General features: G+C 38.2%; 16 protein-coding genes. 12 read left to right on the top strand and 4 right to left on the bottom strand.

Features of this window, described 5'->3' with window-relative positions:
• Nucleotides 1-42 precede the first annotated feature (42 nt).
• The 7 genes from H624_RS0106895 (at nucleotide 43) to H624_RS0106865 (ending at nucleotide 6,474) form a co-directional block, all read left to right on the top strand.
• Nucleotides 43-435 carry a GntR family transcriptional regulator gene (locus H624_RS0106895; RefSeq protein ID WP_026866943.1) on the top strand — a complete coding sequence of 131 codons (393 nt, stop codon included), beginning with the start codon at nucleotides 43-45 and terminating at the stop codon, nucleotides 433-435.
• Nucleotides 419-1,324, top strand: coding sequence for an ABC transporter ATP-binding protein (locus H624_RS0106890; RefSeq protein WP_026866942.1), 906 nt, complete (start codon nucleotides 419-421; stop codon nucleotides 1,322-1,324). The genes H624_RS0106895 and H624_RS0106890 overlap by 17 nt, the downstream gene beginning before the upstream one ends.
• The gene (locus H624_RS0106885) at nucleotides 1,296-3,233 is read left to right on the top strand and encodes an ABC transporter permease (protein ID WP_026866941.1); all 1,938 of its coding nucleotides are present in this window, start codon (nucleotides 1,296-1,298) and stop codon (nucleotides 3,231-3,233) included. Before H624_RS0106890 ends, H624_RS0106885 begins: the two co-directional genes overlap by 29 nt.
• A 97-nt stretch (nucleotides 3,234-3,330) precedes the next feature.
• Nucleotides 3,331-3,867, top strand: a complete 537-nt coding sequence (locus H624_RS11755) for a ribonuclease FAU-1 family protein (protein ID WP_035856334.1) — start codon at nucleotides 3,331-3,333, stop codon at nucleotides 3,865-3,867.
• A gap of 44 nt (nucleotides 3,868-3,911) precedes the next feature.
• On the top strand, nucleotides 3,912-4,769 hold the full coding sequence (locus tag H624_RS0106875) for a LysR family transcriptional regulator (protein WP_026866940.1): 858 nt from the start codon (nucleotides 3,912-3,914) through the stop codon (nucleotides 4,767-4,769).
• Nucleotides 4,770-4,786: 17 nt separating this feature from the next.
• Entirely contained in the window at nucleotides 4,787-5,992 is a 1,206-nt protein-coding gene (locus H624_RS0106870; protein ID WP_026866939.1) for an MFS transporter, read from the top strand.
• Nucleotides 5,992-6,474 carry a DUF456 domain-containing protein gene (locus H624_RS0106865; RefSeq protein ID WP_026866938.1) on the top strand — a complete coding sequence of 161 codons (483 nt, stop codon included), beginning with the start codon at nucleotides 5,992-5,994 and terminating at the stop codon, nucleotides 6,472-6,474. Before H624_RS0106870 ends, H624_RS0106865 begins: the two co-directional genes overlap by 1 nt.
• A 174-nt stretch (nucleotides 6,475-6,648) precedes the next feature.
• On the opposite strand, the gene H624_RS11750 is transcribed toward H624_RS0106865, so the two are convergent.
• From H624_RS11750 to H624_RS0106845, 4 genes are read right to left on the bottom strand one after another with little or no spacing between them, the layout of a single operon-like run.
• A complete protein-coding gene (locus tag H624_RS11750) occupies nucleotides 6,649-7,746 on the bottom strand; it encodes an ABC transporter ATP-binding protein (protein WP_051220515.1) in 1,098 nt (365 codons plus the stop codon).
• Nucleotides 7,736-8,743 carry an ABC transporter ATP-binding protein gene (locus H624_RS0106855; protein WP_026866937.1) on the bottom strand — a complete coding sequence of 336 codons (1,008 nt, stop codon included), beginning with the start codon at nucleotides 8,741-8,743 and terminating at the stop codon, nucleotides 7,736-7,738. Before H624_RS0106855 ends, H624_RS11750 begins: the two co-directional genes overlap by 11 nt.
• Nucleotides 8,744-8,758: 15 nt before the next feature.
• On the bottom strand, nucleotides 8,759-9,679 hold the full coding sequence (locus H624_RS0106850; RefSeq protein ID WP_026866936.1) for an ABC transporter permease: 921 nt from the start codon (nucleotides 9,677-9,679) through the stop codon (nucleotides 8,759-8,761).
• A 12-nt stretch (nucleotides 9,680-9,691) separates the two neighbouring features.
• A complete protein-coding gene (locus H624_RS0106845) occupies nucleotides 9,692-10,600 on the bottom strand; it encodes an ABC transporter permease (RefSeq protein WP_026866935.1) in 909 nt (302 codons plus the stop codon).
• 384 nt (nucleotides 10,601-10,984) lie between these two features.
• Here H624_RS0106845 and H624_RS0106840 point away from each other — a divergent pair, with 384 nt between their 5' ends.
• From H624_RS0106840 to H624_RS0106820, 5 genes are all read left to right on the top strand, one after another.
• On the top strand, nucleotides 10,985-12,652 hold the full coding sequence (locus H624_RS0106840) for a glutathione ABC transporter substrate-binding protein (protein WP_026866934.1): 1,668 nt from the start codon (nucleotides 10,985-10,987) through the stop codon (nucleotides 12,650-12,652).
• A gap of 103 nt (nucleotides 12,653-12,755) precedes the next feature.
• Complete coding sequence (locus H624_RS0106835; RefSeq protein WP_026866933.1) at nucleotides 12,756-14,021, top strand: alcohol acetyltransferase; 1,266 nt, start codon at nucleotides 12,756-12,758, stop codon at nucleotides 14,019-14,021.
• A gap of 1 nt (nucleotide 14,022) precedes the next feature.
• A complete protein-coding gene (locus tag H624_RS0106830) occupies nucleotides 14,023-14,688 on the top strand; it encodes a DUF6320 domain-containing protein (protein ID WP_026866932.1) in 666 nt (221 codons plus the stop codon).
• Between the two features lie 21 nt (nucleotides 14,689-14,709).
• Nucleotides 14,710-15,678, top strand: a complete 969-nt coding sequence (locus H624_RS11745) for an alpha/beta hydrolase fold domain-containing protein (protein ID WP_051220514.1) — start codon at nucleotides 14,710-14,712, stop codon at nucleotides 15,676-15,678.
• A gap of 199 nt (nucleotides 15,679-15,877) precedes the next feature.
• Nucleotides 15,878-17,551, top strand: a complete 1,674-nt coding sequence (locus H624_RS0106820) for a glutathione ABC transporter substrate-binding protein (RefSeq protein ID WP_026866931.1) — start codon at nucleotides 15,878-15,880, stop codon at nucleotides 17,549-17,551.
• The last annotated feature ends 350 nt before the right edge of the window (nucleotides 17,552-17,901 follow it).

The following is a 17,901-nucleotide window of genomic DNA, read 5'->3' as shown; positions in this document are numbered from 1 at the left end:
TGTATTATAATATGTAATACAGTTAGTTGGAGGAGGTAAATTATGTTTGAAATTGATCTTAAAAGCCGACAACCCTTGTATGAGCAAATTGTTGATAATATAAAACAACAGATCATTAAAGGCGTACTTCAAGCTAACGAGCAGTTACCTTCCGTTAGAACATTGGCAGCAGAACTGACAATAAATCCTAATACCATTCAAAAAGCGTATAGGGAATTGGAAAGGCTAGGCTATGTGAGCTCACTTCCGGGACGTGGAAGTTTTGTTAATGAAATAACGAATCAAGTGAATCAAGAGAGAATAAGGGTGATTTTAGAATCGCTTAAAGCGCCGATTGGTGAGCTTGTCTTTCTTGAGGTATCGAGCGATGAGGTAAAGGCATTTGTCGATGGAATTTATAAGGAGAAGGAGGATGGTTATGAAGCTGAACATTAATCAAGCGACAAAGTATTTTGGAAAAAAAGTGGCTGTGGATCATATAGAAATGGATATCGCACCAGGAACCATACATGGTTTACTTGGCTCAAATGGAGCGGGTAAGACGACCTTGATGAAAATTATGGCGGGTGTTTACAAGGCGGACAAAGGAAGTGTCACTTATGATGGTGCTGATATTTTTGAGAGTCCCAAAGTAAAAAATGATGTGATTCTCCTTCATGATATTCCATTCTTTTTTAAGGGTGCAACTTTGAAAAAGATGGCTAATTTTTATCAGGCAATGTATACGAACTGGTCATCTGAGCGCTTTGTACAGTTGTCTCAACACTTTGGTCTCGCTCCAAATACTCAACTAAATCAGCTATCAAAGGGAATGAAACGCCAGGCATCTTTTATATTAGCGTTCTCAAGTCGACCGAAAGTACTTCTTTTAGATGAGCCTTTTGATGGATTAGATCCAATTATGAGAAGACAAGTTAAAAATATTATGATGCAAGATATCGCTAATCATAAGATGACGGTCATTGCTTCAAGTCACAACTTAAGAGAAATGGAGGACTTATGTGACTCAGTTTCTATCATGCATCATGGTAAGATCCTATTTAATCAAGACTTGTCTGAAATTAGAGGGAGTCATTGTAAATTACAGATTGCCTTTAAAACGCTACCTGACAATAAATTTTATGAAGATTTAAACGTTGTACATTCGAGTCAAAAGGGACGAATTATCACATGTATTATTAAAGGGAATCTCTCTAAAGTAGAAGAAAAAGTGAGTAAGTATAACCCATTAATGTACGATATATTGCCATTAACACTAGAAGAAATATTCACTTATGAAATGGGGGAAATGGGTTATGAAATCTCAAATGTCATTGTTGAATAGAAATCTACTGGGTCATTTCACGGGTCTTATATTTTGGATGACAGTGGTCTACATGGTCATGAATATTATCGCCTTACCACTCATCATTTGGATAGACGCCATGAATAATAACATGATTGTTGGTGGTACAGTTAGAAGCAGTCTATTGGAATTGTCTGCTGGACAACAAATAATCGGTTTAGCATTTTCGACGCTTGTCGGTATGTTTCTAATAAACTACTTGTATAAGGTAGATTCATCAGATTTTATACATTCCTTACCCATAAAGCGCTCAAACCTACTTATTCATGTTCTGATAGTAGGATTTTTAGCCATTGTCATCCCTCTCTTGGTAAATGGTTTAATACTTGTGGCAGAAAGTATGACAATTGCTACGAATATTACACTTTTAGAAATAGGGAAATGGTTAGTATATTCAATTTTTACACATCTAGTGATGTTTTCTATCGCCCTTTTCACAGGCTATTTAGTCAACGGATCATTCTTACATTTACAAATAATAATTTTGATTTTATTTTTACCGATTGTCTTATGGACACTCATTCATGGTACTGCAAGCTTACTCTTTGACGGTATATCAACTGATATAACAGCTTATATCCAACCGGTCTTAGATGCGACTTTTCCTATATTGGCAGTGAATCAACTATACATGGGGTTAAATGTTGGGCTGAGTTTGATTTTCGGCATACTAGCAATTATCCTTATTATCTTATCATTTGTCCTATATAAGTACAGAAGAAATGAGAGTGTGCATTTGAGTTTTAACTTTACCTGGTTAAGAAACCTACTCATTGCTCTAACAACAATCACGGGCATGTTAGCACTGGGTGTTGTTGTATCCTTTTTACTACAGCAATCCGTTATTATCTCCATTATTAGTTTTAGCGTCGGTGCATTGGTGTCATACCTTGTCATTGAAATGCTCTTTCAAAACAGTGTTAAAATACAATTTCAGTGGCGTTCACTGATTCTAACTATAGTATTGATTATCATTTTTTGGATTATTTTTGTTTTCGCCTTCACACGATATGTGGAAGATATACCTGAGACAAATGAGATTGAGAGTGTCAGTTTAAATAATGATGCCATGATGATGGACCAAGCATCTAGGAAATATCTTGAAGCTGGTTATGGTTTTGACGATTCTAAAGGTGCGATTCAAACGGCGAGAACAATACACGAAATTGCTAGTGAAGAACGAAGTCGTCCAGATTTTTCAAAAGAGATGGAAGCAACAATCAATGTGCAGTATAAAATGAAGGATGGCAGTATAAAGACCTATCAATTTAATACTTTAAATTCTGATTCAGAGGCAGTTCAGTTAATGGATCGTCAGCGTTTTAGTGAGTATCAAAAGCATGAAGATGTACTTGCTTATGCTCAACAAACGCCTAAACTTATCGGTATCAGCAGTAATGAATATAATGTCTATTTAGATAAAGATATAGTCGACAGTTACAAAGCATCTCTCGCTGAACTTTCACTTTACCATTCGGTCATTGTTAACGAGACAGGGCAAATTGGCCTGAATCTAAACTATGTAGATGATTCTATTTATGGAACAAGCTCGATTTATAATCCTGCAATAACAGAAAATGTTGAGAATAAAGATGAGGTTTTAAGTCTACTAGGCATTGATAAGACAAGTGTATTGTACACAGTTAATCTTGAAGAGAATGAATACGAAGCGTTTGTAACCGACTATGAGACTTTAACAGTTGATGAATTAGATAAGAAATATGAACTAAAAGAAGTAGATGGAAATGACTTTGTTACTGATTTTTCAAAACAAGATATCGATCCTACCAGTGGCAAATTACTCTTATACAGTTATCCTGGATTTATTGAGGACCCACAGGCAGAGTATGAAACATATATGAATTACAGTCTCCTATCGATTCGATAAAATATAAGCAAAAGTTATAGAGATAGCAAATATAAATGCCTATCTCTATACTTTTGTTTAATTTTTTTTGTATAATTACCATTAGGAGATGAATGCCATGAAGTTGAAGTATCTGGATAAGAAAAAATGGCGACGCTTAGTGCGTTCAAAATACGATGAAACCGTACTGACTTACAAAGGTGAAAAAATCCTGGTCGGTATGATTCACATGCACAAGGTACGTGAACCCCTTGTGGTACCAGTCGTTGGTAAAGATACACTCGTGGCAGCCAACAATTATAAATGGATGCAACTCCTACCTGAAAATAGAAATTACAGTCTAACAGTCATGTACGATGAACGTTGGACAGAGATACAGTATTATTTCGACATTAATTATTCACACACATTAGAACCTGGTAAAGCGAGACGGGAAGATATGTATCTTGATGTTTTGGCCTTACCAGATGGTCGATATGAACTTGTCGATGAAGAAGATATCAAACGTGCTTTAAAAAAGGGAAAGATTACTAAAAAAGAAAGAGATTTTGCCTATCAGGTCGCAAATGATTTAATGCATGAAATCGACAGTAATTTTTCACAGTTTAAGGCGCTAGCAGATTTTGCACTAACTGAACTTAAAAAATTAATGTAGCCATTCCGGAAACCGTGAATGGCTTCTTAAATGGAGGTAGTACCGTGAAAGTAGATGATTACCGTTTACTTGCAACACTGAGTGAAGCCAAAACTCTACGTAAAGCTGCAGAAAAATTATATATATCACAACCGGCAGTCAGCCAAAGATTGAAATCCATCGAAGATGAGTGGGGCGTGCAGATTTTTATTAGAACAAAAAAAGCACTATACACTACAGGTGTTGGAGAAAAAATTATAGAGCATGCTAAAAAGGTTGTCGACGAAGAAAGCCGTGTAAAAGATTATATTCTAGCGAATGAAGGTGAAGTAGAAGGGAATATTTCAATTGGTGTGTCATCACTAATTGGGTACTCGATATTACCTGATATTCTCTATAAGTATTTAAATGATTTCCCGAGTGTAAATGTAAAAATAAATGTAGGTTCCACTCAAGAAATTATCGCTAACCAAGGTGAATATCACTTGTCAATTGTACGTGGCTCTCGGGTGTTGAATAAGGAAAATGAGCTTTTATATAGAGACCGTCATTATCTAGTGACCCCGAAAGATACGAACTTTGAAGACTTAACAATCATTGAGTTCCAGGCGGATCCTGCCTATATCACTCATATTAAAAATTTCTTTGAAGCACGCTTTAACACGAAGTACGAACCACAAATCTTTGTGGATCAGATTACAACGTGTCGTGAACTATTACGTAAAAAAGTTGGCATTACTGTACTACCTGAACTTGTACTTGAAGGTTTGGACCTTGAAAATTATCATATTGAAGAAGTCATGGTTGAAGATAGTCCGCTGATAAGGGAAACATTTTTATCGTACGATAAAAGTGTATTGATGTTACCGCAAGTCGCATCTTTCGTAGAATTGATTAAAAATGAAAGCAAGCTAAGAGACTAAAATAAGGTGGACAAGCAATGATTAAAGACTTATTCCAAATTCAAAACTATAAATTATTTTTAATGAATATGACGATGCTCGGTATGGCTGTTGCAATCACAGCCCCGTTCCTTGTTATTTTCATGACTGAACACCATGGCATGTCATCATCAGCTTACGGTATATTTATGGCCTCAGCTGCTGTTGGGAGTTTTATCGTTAATACGATTATTGGTCGCTTTAGTGACCGGTTAACATTCGACCGTAAATATTTAATTATCGCAGCTTTACTGATGCAAATTTGTGCATTTTTAAGTTTCTTAATCATCCCAAACACTTGGATTTTAATTATTGCTTATATTCTATTCTTCTCACTAGGTGCACCGGCCATGCCGCAGCTCTATGCCTCAGCAAGAGAATCTATTAACCAGTATCGTTCTAGCATCGCTGTAATGGCAAATACGATTTTGCGTTCAATGTTTAGCTTTGGATTCTTATTTGGACCTTTAGTCGGTTCCATTTTACTTGCACGTTATGATTTTACAGGATTGTTCTTTGGCACAGTAATCATGTTTTTAGTTGTATTTATGTCGAGTTTCTTGATTAAGAATTCTGCAGCCCCTGCAGAATCTACTGCAATCGAAATTACGAGTTATGAAGAGGTCGAAAGTCCGAACATAATGAAGAGCCTTACTTTATTCGTGCCTTTTATAGCCTTTATTTTTCTTCATGTCGGACAGTGGATGTACCTCTTAAATATGCCACTCTTTGTAACGGGGTATTTAGGCGAACGAGATAGTGCTGTTGGTATCCTTGCGAGTCTTTGTGCAGGCTTAGAAGTTCCCTTGATGATTTTAATGGGCTATGTCGCATCGAGAGTATCATCTAAAACACTGTTAATCATTGCTGGTTTTATCGGCAGTATGTATTTCTTATCAATCGGTATTTTTGAAAGCTATACGATGATGTTAATTGGACAACTTCCCTTAGCTTTATTTTTAGCAATTTTACTAGGGCTCGGGATTTCATACTTCCAAGACCTATTACCACAATTTCCTGGTTATGCATCGACGCTATTTGCCAATGCAATGATTGTCGGGCAGTTACTTGGTAACCTACTGGGTGGATTTGCAAATGACCTTCTAGGCGTTGAAAATTCATTCTACATCAGTGCAGCATTCTTGTTTACAGCATTTATTCTATTCTTCTTTACTAAAAAAGAAGTTAGAAAAGGAGATATTTGATGGATATTATTTTATGGATAATCGTCATAGTCAGCTTCATCTTAGGCTTTCTAGGCGTCATTTACCCGGTCATCCCGTCTGTTATTATGTTTTGGGTCGGCTTTTTAGTCTATACTTTCTTCATCGGAGACGAGTTATCGTGGATGTTCTGGCTGATCGCTAGTGCCCTAACCATTGTGACTTTCATCAGTGACATTGCAGCCAACTCTTACTTTGTTAAAAAGTTTGGGGGAAGTAAGCGAGGCGAACTTGCAGCCATTATTGGTGCCATCGTCGGAATGTTTATTTACCCACCATTTGGTGTATTATTCGTACCATTTGTCTTTGTATTTATCGTCGAATTCGTGCAGATAAAGGATATGTCAAAAGCCTTTAAGGCAGCAATAGGGTCATTCTTAGCCTTCATATCCAGTGCAGTGTTTGATGTGATTATCTACATCTTCCTAGTACTATTCTTCGTACTCGATGTGTTTGTATATTAAGTTTTCGGTTAAGGCGTGTACCTTTATGGTGCACGTCTTTTTTATGGTGGTGTGGAGTTGGGCAGTGATAAGTGGTGATGAAACCAAGGACTTATCACCAGCCCCTTAAGTAAATATCTTTAAAATACAAAAAAACCGCAAAGCCTTTAGGGCTTTGCGGGATAATCATATATCTTATGACTTAGTATATTCGTCTTGTTCAGAATGAACTGCTTCTTCACTTTCATCATCCAGTATTTCACGTACATTGTACATTTCGTACTGAGCCTCGTGTTTACCACTTTCGATATCTAAGGCGTAGTGACAAGCGACTTCATGATGACCTTCGTAGCCTTCACCTTTTTGCTCTAGAGCAGGATCAGCTGTACGACAGTGATCCGTCGCGAAAGGACAACGTGTGTGGAAGCGGCAACCTGTTGGTGGATCGATTGGAGAAGGCACATCACCACGTAAGAAGATACGCTGTGATTTATTTCTCGGATCGGGTACAGGAATCGCTGATAATAAGGCTTTTGTGTATGGGTGCTGTGGATTTTCAAAAATCGCATCCGTATCCCCAATTTCAACGATTTTACCTAAATACATAACAACGATACGGTCTGCAATGTGTCTGACAACACCTAAGTCATGTGAGATAAATAGGTAAGTTAGACCGAATTCTTTTTGCAGGCGTTTTAATAAGTTTAAAACCTGCGCCTGAATTGATACGTCAAGTGCGGATACTGCCTCATCACAGATGATGAGCTTAGGATTAACAGATAAAGCTCTTGCAATACCGATACGTTGACGCTGACCACCTGAGAATTCGTGTGGATAACGGTCGATTTGGTGTCTCTGTAAACCAACTGTTTCCATCAGTTCAATAATTTTTTGTGTGCGTTCTTTACGAGGCACAACTTTTTGAATGTCCATTGCTTCCCATAGTGTTTGTCTAACCGTTTTACGTGGGTTAAGTGACGCGTATGGGTCCTGGAAGATAATTTGCATATCTTTTCTCATCTTACGCATTTCATCTTTAGACATTGATAAAACATCTTGACCTAAGAATTCAACCTTACCATTTGTTGGCTCATCAAGGCGTAGGATTGCACGGCCAGTTGTGGATTTACCACAACCTGATTCACCAACAACTGCAACTGTTTCACCTTCTTTGATTTGGAAGGTAATACCATCTACTGCTTTAACATGGTTGATTGTTCTACCGAGAAAGCCCCCTTTAATAGGGAAATGCTGTTCTAAATTCTCGACATTTAATAAAGTTTTACTTGGCATTCAGTTGCACCTCCTTATCTCCGTCCCATTGATCTGTATGAATCCAGCATCTAACTTCGTTACCCTCTCCAACACTTTCTAATTCAGGGAGTGTGTTACAAATGTCTGATGCGAATGGACAACGTGGTGCGAAACGACAACCTGTTGGCATTTCGTCTGGAGCAGGGACGTTACCCTTGATTGGAATGAGTTCATCTTGTGTTTTGTCATGTCGTGGTAGTGAGTTTAAGAGACCGACTGTATAAGGATGTTTAGGATTCTCAAACAAGGTATAGATATCTGCGTATTCTACAACCTTACCTGCATACATTACGGCAACGTAGTCACAAGTTTCTGCTACGACACCAAGGTCATGAGTAATCATTACAACACTCATACCGATTTCTTCTTGCAGTTCTTTGATGAGCTCTAAAATTTGAGCTTGAATTGTTACGTCTAGAGCGGTTGTTGGCTCATCGGCAATAAGTAATTCAGGTTTACAAGCAAGTGCCATGGCAATCATGACACGTTGTCTCATCCCGCCTGATAGTTCGAAAGGATACTGATTCACACGTTTTTCAGGTGAAGGAATACCGACAAGTTCGAGCATTTCAATCGCACGTTTTGTACCTTCTTTTTTACCTAAGCCTTGGTGTATCTTAAATGATTCTCTCAGCTGTTGACCGATTGTAAATGTCGGGTTTAGTGATGTCATTGGTTCCTGGAAAATCATAGATATTTCATTACCACGTACTTGACGCATACGTGCATTTTTTGCTTCTGTTAGTTCTTCGTCTTTATATTTGATACTCCCACTCTTGATCTTACCTGGTTCTTCAATCAGTCTTAAAATCGATAGGGCAGTAATACTTTTACCAGAACCACTCTCACCAACGATACCTAAAGTTTTACCCTTAGGTACTTGGAATGTTACTCCATCTACTGCCTTTACTTCATTGTCACCAACAAAGAAGGAAGTGCGGAGATCGTTTATATCGAGAATTATATCTTCTGACATGAATTCCTCTCCTCCTTAGTTTAAGTCTACGCGCTTGTTGAGCAATCTGTATGAAATATCGACAATGAGGTTAACGATAACGAAAACAACTGCGATAACAAGTATTGCACCCTGAACGACAGGGAAGTCACGTTGTAAGATTGAATCGATAATCAGTCGACCGAGTCCGTTGATTGCAAATACACTCTCTGTTAGTACTGAACCGGCTAAGAAGCTACCGAACTGAATACCAACAACAGTTATAACAGGAATCAAAGCATTTTTCAGTGCGTGGCGGAGAATTACAGTACCCTCTTTAACGCCCTTGGCACGAGCGGTACGGATGTAATCTTGGTCGATAACGTCGAGCATAGAACTACGTGTCATACGCGCGATAATCGCAGCACCTGCAGTACCGAGTGTAATAACTGGTAAGACGTTTTGTTCCAAGCTCCCCCAACCAGTAGGTTTAAAGATTGGGAATTCGATTGCAAACCACTGGATGAGCATGAGACCTAACCAGAAATTTGGCATTGATAAACCAAATAAAGCGATAACCATCATTGCAACATCTTCGAATGAATATTTTCTAACTGCTGAAATAATCCCAACAAGGAGACCCCAGAAGATAGAGAAGATCATAGAAATCACTGATAATTCTAGTGTGATTGCAAAACGTGCTTTAATGTGATCGAATACTGGAATGTTGTCTCGAATAGAAGAACCGAAGTCCAACTGAACAACATTACCTAAGAAACGAAAGTATTGTTCATATAGTGGATCATTTAATCCTAATCTTGCTTCAATCGCTTTTACCGTTGCTTCAGGTGCACTTTCTCCGGCCATGATAACCGCTGGGTTACCAGGAGTGAGATGCATCAGACTGAAGACGAGAACTGTAACACCGAGTAGCACCGGGATAAGCTGAAGTAATCTTCGTATAATAAACTGTGTCATGAAATCCCCCTCCTATTTTTTAGACTTCGGATCAAGCGCATCTCTTAAGCCGTCCCCAAATAAGTTAAACGCAAGAACGACAATTACAATCATGATACCTGGGAAGAATGTAATGTGAGCTGCTTGATACATATAGTTACGACCATCATTTAGCATGGCACCCCATTCAGGCGTAGGTGGCTGAACACCAAGACCTAGGAATGATAGACCCGCTGCAGAAAGAATCGCTGTCGCAACAAAGATTGTCGTATTAACGATAATTGGTGACATTATGTTAGGTAGAATATGCTGGAAAATAATCTTACCATCACGCGCACCTAAAGCCCTTACAGCATCGACGTACTCAAGTTTCTTAGTCGTCAATGTGGACCCACGGACAATACGTGCAAATTGCGGTAGGGCACCGATTGCGATGGCGATTGTAACGTTGATTGTACTACCACCTAGTACACTGACAATTGCAAGTGCAAGTAGGATACCAGGGAAAGCAAGTAAAACGTCCATGAGACGCATAATTACAGTGTCGACCCATCCACCGTAATAGCCGGCAATAATACCGATTGGTACACCGACCAATGCAGCCATAAATGTTGCTGCGAAACCGACGCCTAAGGTTATGTACATACCATGTAGGATACGATAAAAGATATCGCGCCCAAGGTGATCTGTACCGAACCAATACTGTCCAGAAGGACCAAGTAATTTATCGGTAAGGTTAGTGGCGTTAGAATTCACCCCTAAAAAATTATAGTTAGAATCCAGTGCCCCAAAGATTGAGACAAGTAAGAAAAACACCAATACGTAGAAACCAGTGAGTGCTGCTTTATTTTTCTTTAATTTTGTAAAGAAATCTTTAAAGTTCTCAACACGGCGATTAGCGGGTTTCTTTGCTGGAACCTGACTAGGTTGAATGTTAGACATTTAGTATAAACCCCCTCTAAGACAAAATATTAAGATAAGTCACTGTATTTTGATAAATACCTTTTAATAATACATCGACGTCTCGACTATAACAAGAAGATAGTGAATAAGTCTATACTTTTTACTGCCAAGATTCCTAAAATTGTACACAATTGAAAACGGTAACACCCATATGACAGGCTTTATTTGCTATTATTCAGAAATTTGTTAATGATAACTTCCAATTCGTAGTTTATGACTAGGGTTTAAATTTAATGATCAATTAAATATTAGGTCATTTGATTTTTGTATGAGCAAGCATCTTGATTAATCAATCCCGAGTGGTATAATATGATTTACGCTAAAACATAGTGTAGTAATATGAATTGTAAATGGAGGATAGTAATGAAAAAATTTAAATACATAATATTTGCCATGACCCTACTAATGCTCGCAGCATGTACAGATGATTCTGAAGTAATGGAGAGTGAAAATGCAGCTTCAGATTCATCGGGTGGAGACCTAGTCGCATCTTATGCAAGTGATGCTTCATCACTTGACCCCGCAGGTCAAAATGATTTACCGTCTGACCAGCGAAGAAATGTCATCTACGAAGGCCTCTTTTATTTAGATGAGGACCTAAACCCACAGCCTAGACTTGCGACTGATTATGAACAAACAGATGATACGACTTGGGTTTTTAACTTAAGAGAAGGTGTAAAATTCCATGATGGGACAGACTTCAATGCTAACGCTGTAAAAGCAAGCTTTGAAAGAATTATGGATCCGGCAGTCGCATCGGCTCGTGCCAACATTTTTGAAATGATTTCAGAAATCAATGTAATCGATGACTACACGATTGAAATTGTAACTGAATATCCTTTCTCACCATTTTTAAATTATTTAGCACATGATGGTGCAGGTATTGTATCAAAAGAAGTAATAGATGAGGATTATCAAAATGCAATCGATCAAAGTGACCAAGATATCAGCTTAGAAGAATTTTATGAACTAAGAGAATCTGGTGGTGAGGAGTACGAAGCGGTTGCTCAAGCAGTAGGTAATAATACCGGTGCGATTATTGAGCAAAAGCCAATTGGTACAGGCTATATGCAATTCCAATCGAGAACACCAGGTGAAGAGATTGTTGTCGAACGCTTTGATGATTATTGGGATGAGCCTGCAAAACTAGATACTGTGACCTTTAAAGTTGTCGTTGAGGATGCATCAAGAATTGCAGAACTTGAAAGTGGCCAATCTCACTTTATCCAAGGATTTGATAATGGTCAGTGGGAACGTATAGAAAATCATCCAGAGATGGAAACATATCCGGTTTATAATCTGTCGAATGAATACATCGGTATGAACACTCAAGAAGGTCCACTTGAAGATAAGCGTGTACGTCAGGCGATTGCACACATGGTAGATAAGGAAGAAATTATGGAAGGTATCTACTTCGGTGTCGGTCGTGAGATGAAAGGTGCGATTCAACAAGAATTACTTGGCTATAACGAAAACTTAGAAGATCTAGATTATGATCCAGAGCGTGCCAAAGAACTTCTTAATGAAGCGGGCTATGAGAACGGCTTTGATTTAACTGTTATGACGAATGATTCACCAGAACGTGTAGACCTTGCTGTATTGATGCAAGAAAAACTAAAAGAGATAGGTATTAATTTAGAGATTGAGCAATTAGAGTGGGGTGCGTATCTAGAAGCTGTGTCTAACGGAGAACATGACCTCTTCATTCTAGGTTGGCCGAACCCAGTTGGAGATCCAGACCAATCATTCTGGCCATTAGTGCATTCTTCAATGCAAGGTGCGAGTGGTAACCGCTCATTCTATGAAAATGAAGAAGTGGATAGTCTACTTGAACAAGGCCGACAAGAGCTAGATGAAGGTAAACGTGAAGAAATTTACCAAAGAGTGGATGAGATCTTAATCGAAGATCAACCATTTGTTTCAATTCGACAAGCACAAAGTGCCAATGCAGCTCGAACTGAAGTACAGGGATTAGAAATTAATAACTTTAACAAACCAGACTTCAGAAACGTCACTTTAGAGAGTGAATAAATTTACCTATATTATAGTAAGAAGTAGAACCTTTGACGGTTTTACTTCTTTTTTATTGCTCTAAGATATACAATTTGTATAAGAGAAAATGGAGGGTTAAAAGATGAGTCAGTGGTATAAGATTGATAATACAGGTAAGATTTTTCATGCTGTTTCAAGTTCGTCTAATTCTGCTGTCTACAGAGTTTCAGCCACTCTATATGAAATGATTGATCCAGAAGTGCTGCAAGAAGCGCTTGACATCGTCGCAATACGCTTTCCAACTTTAATGGTCAGGGTAAGAAAAGGTTTATTTTGGGATTTTCTAGAGGCAAACGATGACAGCCTGTTAGTCAAAGAAGAAACAGATTATCCATGTGCACCGATTGATCGAAAGGAAAATAATGCCTTTTTAATTCGTGTCCTATATTTCAACAAGAGAATATCTGTAGAAGTATTTCATTCTGTAACAGATGGCGGAGGTGCCCAGGAATTTTTAAAAACACTCGTCTATCAGTACTTATATTTGATGGGTAAAAACATAATGACGGACGGCACAATTCTGTTACCTGAAGATGAGGTAGACCAAGAAGAGTCAGAAGACAGCTTTGTTCGCTATGTCAATCATAGTGAACCAGCTAAAAGCCAAGACAAAGATCAAAAAGCCTACCAATTATCCGGTACTGAGTTAAGCCCAAGAGGTATTAATCTTGTGCAGGGTATTATGGATGCTGGTGCACTCAATACCTTTGCCAAAAGTCAGGGAACCTCATTAACCGGGCTTCTAACCAGTGTATTGATTCTGACGATCTATGAAGAAAGAAAGAAAAATAGTGACGCTTATATTAGTGTGGCAATACCGGTGAACCTTAGGAAAGTGTTCCCTTCTAAGACCATGAGAAATTTCTTTTCTGTCTCAAACATCGGAGTTCAAGTAAAAAAAGATATGACAATGGATGAAATTATAGAAGCTGTCACAAGAGAACTTATTAAGAAAACGGAAAAATCTTTTCTACAGAGGGGGATTAATCACTTTGTCTCCTTCCAGAAAAATTTACTACTAAGAATTGTTCCAGTCTTTATAAAGTATCCTATTATGCGTTTTGCCTTTAATAGTGTGGGCGAAAATCGAAAGACATTGACTCTGACGAACTTAGGAAATGTAAAAGTACCAGATGAAATGCGTCCCTTTATCGATTGGATGGATATCGTTTTATACCCAACTAAAAAGAGTCCAATCAATTGTGGGGCGGCAACAATTAATAATAAGTTAACAATGACTTTTGCAAGGTCTATTGACGAAAATGAATTTATAAAAGCATTTTTTAAAAACCTTACGCGAATGACGGGACTAGAAGTAACCGTGCATTCCAATGGATGGGGAGAGTAAGATGAATCGCTGTTCAGAATGTGAGATTAATACGAAACAACGAGCATGTCCGCTCTGTCATCAGTTGCTTTCAACGACAGACTTACCAAAAGAAGAACGCGCCTATCCTGCTTATGATCAGAAAAGATTTAAAGTTAAAGACCGACTCGCAAAATTTGCAGTTTTCGGTGGCATCCTAGCGACGATTATTTGTCTCTTAGTCAATATTATCGTTATGCCTCGGTTCTTATGGGTATTCTATGTAGCAGTGGCGGTGTTCTACTTACTTGTGTCTTTAAATCACACCATCTTATCACCTTCGCATTTGGGTGGTAAGATTATTGCCCAAGTCGTCAGCTTGACGTTTTTACTTTTGGTCATTGATGCCATGACAGGTTCCTTACAGTGGTCTGTTGACTATGTTATGCCACTGATAATACTGGCAGGTATCGTGTTAATTTGTATGCTGATTATAAAGGTAAGAATGAAGTGGACAGGCTATATTAGTTTCCTGTTGATGATGATTGGATTGGGTTATCTGCCATTGATTCTCTATTTTACAGGCGTGTCACACGTTCTTTGGCCAGCTGTATCAGCTGCATCACTGGGCACAGTGTCTTTTATACTGATGCTCTTAATTGCCAACGAAAGCTTTATGACTCAACTAATGAGACGGTTTCATTTATAAAATATTGAAAGGCGTGAATGCATGAAGGTCTTACTGAGGACGATTACAACAATAACAGCGATATTTGGTGTACTCACTTATATTTACCGTGCCATATTCGTCAATCACCGTAGTGTGGGGAGTGAGCTCGCAGAGGATGTCATCAGAGTGGCAACCTTTGATAATACGACAGCGGATGAAGAATTACTCGAAAGAAAAGAAAAAGAAAATAGTGATGAATATGAGATACCAACGAGTTTATTCAGATCAAATATTGACCATTATTTTGTTTCAGATATGAAAGTTTACACAGTATCTCCGGACGAAGTAGAGTCTCATACGCGTGTACTATATTTACATGGTGGAGGTTACATCAATCAACCCTCACCATTTCACTGGCGCTTCATCAATAAACTAGTTAAGGAAACCGGCTTAGAATTTATTGTCCCAATATATCCGAAAGTACCAGTGCATACATATGAAAAAGCTTATGAACAAGTGCAAGTACTCTATGAACAATTGATTAGTGAGAACGATGACCTAATTATCATGGGCGATTCAGCAGGTGGCGGTTTAACCTTGGGTCTAGTACAGTATTTATATCAACAAAGTAAAACACTACCAAAAGCACAGATCGTCATTTGTCCGTGGATGGACGTATCTTTGAATAATCCTGAGATTGAGAACTTTATCGAAGTGGAACCGATGCTTAAAAGAGAAAAACTACAAGTTATTGGTAAACTTTGGAGAGGAGACACGGACTATAATAATTATAAAGTGTCTCCAGTGTATGGAAACGTCATAGACCTACCGAAGGTATATATTTTTGCAGGTACACGAGAAATTTTAGTACCTGATATTAGAAAATATGTCGATCGACTCGAGGATGAAGGTGCGGATTTTGAATACTTTGAGTTCGAAGAGCAAAATCACGTTTTCCCCTTGTATCCCGTTAAAGAGGGTATAGAAGCCAGGCGGATGATTGAAAATATTTTAATAGATCTATCATAAGTAACCGGTGATAATACCGGTTAAATTTTTAATAATAGTTATTTGAAAATTTAAAAAAGCAGACGGTGGCTACTTCATAAAAGTAAACGCATTCAATTTTTCTAATATTCAAAATAAATGTTGTAGTAAAATCATTTATAGTGTAAAATTCTGAATATTAAAAGAAGTATTTAACTTCTCGAGAAATAGGGGGTTTCAAATGAAAAAATTTAGTTTTTTGACCATATTGGGAGCTTTAATACTTATTCTAGCTGCTTGTAGCGATGACAGTAATGTTGATGAAGCAACAGGTGGCGGTGAAGAAGGAGGAGCAGAAGGCGGTACAATGACCTTGGCCATTCCTTCTGATGCGGTGTCGATGGATCCACATGGTAGTAATGATGTACCATCAGAACAAATTCGTGACACGATTTATGAACCATTAGTGACACAAAATGAAGATTTAGAAATTGTTCCTGTACTCGCCGAAGAATTTGAACAAGTTGATGATACGACTTGGGAATTTAAATTACGTGAAGGTGTGACATTCCATGATGGCTCTGAATTCAATGCAGAGGTCGTCAAAGCAAATATCGAACGTCTAAAAGACCCGGCTAAAGCGTCAGCAAGAGCCTTCTTACTCGATATGGTGACTGAAGTTAATGTCATTGACGATTACACTGTTCAATTAGTTACTGAATATCCATTTGCTCCATTAGCAAATAACTTAACTCACGGTGCAGGTAAAATGATTTCAAAAGATTTAATTGATGCAGATTACCAGAATGCATTAGATGAAGCGGGTAGTGATGTAACACTTGAGGAATATTATGAACTACGTGATGCTGGTGGAGAAGAACACGAAGCGATTGCAAATGAAATTAGTTCATATGTTGGTCAGCTTGTTGAAAGTGAGCCAGTCGGTACAAACTACTTCCAATTTGAAAGTCGTAGTCCTGGTGAAGTGACTTCTGTTGTAAGATATGATGACTACTGGGACGGCGAACCTGCACTTCTTGACGGTGTAGATTTCAAAGTTGTTTCAGAGCCAGGCTCAAGACTTGCTGAATTGGAATCAGGAACATCAGATGCAATTCTCTCAACACTATCTAGTAATATTGAACGAGTTGAAGGAAACGCTGACGTTACACTGCTAAGAAATGAATCAGTATCAATTGACTACATTGGTTTCAATACTGAAAAAGAACCTTTCAATGATCCGAAAGTCCGCCAAGCGATTACACATGCCTTTGATAGCCAAGCAGTATTAGATGGTGTTTATAATGGATCAGGTACTCCAGCATCTGCACCACTCGCACCAGGTGTACTTGGCTATTCTGAAGACCTTGAGGGCTTAGAATACGATATGGACAAAGCACAAGAATTATTAGACGAAGCTGGCGTTGAAGATCTAACAATTAACTTGATGGTGAATGATGATAACCCAGAACGTGTCGATGTCGCACTATGGTTACAAGAATCACTAAGTGAGCTAGGCATTACAGTCAACGTCGAGCAAGTTGAATGGGGTGCATACCTTGAAGCAACAGGTGCTGGGGAACATGATATGTTCATCCTAGGATGGAGCAACTCAACAGGTGACCCAGATAATGGTATTTCACCACTATTCCATAGTGATAACATCGGTCCAGATGGTAACCGTTCGTTCTACAGTAATCCCGAACTTGATGCTCTATTAGATGAAGCGCGTCAGGAAACAGATGAGGATACACGTGCTGGCATGTATGAAGAAGCACAACAAATTCTAGTCGACGAAGCACCAGCCATCTTTATTAGACACGGTGAAAACCTAAATGCACATAATAACAACGTACAAAACTTTGAAGGCGACTCTTACAACATCTTCAACTTCAAAGAAACAACAATTCAATAGAGATATTGAGCTTAAGGACAACCCTCATTAGTGTGAGGGTTGTTTTTTTGTTGGGACTAGATTGGAAATAGGGCTTAGCTAGAATATGTGGGTCAGACGAGTTCCATGAAACAAAATAGCTGGAACTTGAGAAATTCACGAGTAAAAAACAAAATAAAATATCTCTATCATAAATGCACAGTTAACCCTCTTTATGAATAAAAACTAATAAAATATTTGAAAGCGCTTCATATAACAAGAAAATAATGGTATGCTAACTACTGATTGGATTTTTGTTAATAGAAGGGTAAATATTCTCAAAATTCCATCTTGTATGAAATATTCTTATCATGTAATATGTTAAGAGTGTA

Source organism: Jeotgalicoccus marinus DSM 19772, assembly GCF_000425825.1.
In the GTDB taxonomy this organism is placed as follows: domain Bacteria; phylum Bacillota; class Bacilli; order Staphylococcales; family Salinicoccaceae; genus Jeotgalicoccus; species Jeotgalicoccus marinus.
The sequence above is the reverse complement of the archived record's forward strand: the minus strand, read 5'-3'. Positions and strand labels throughout refer to the sequence as shown.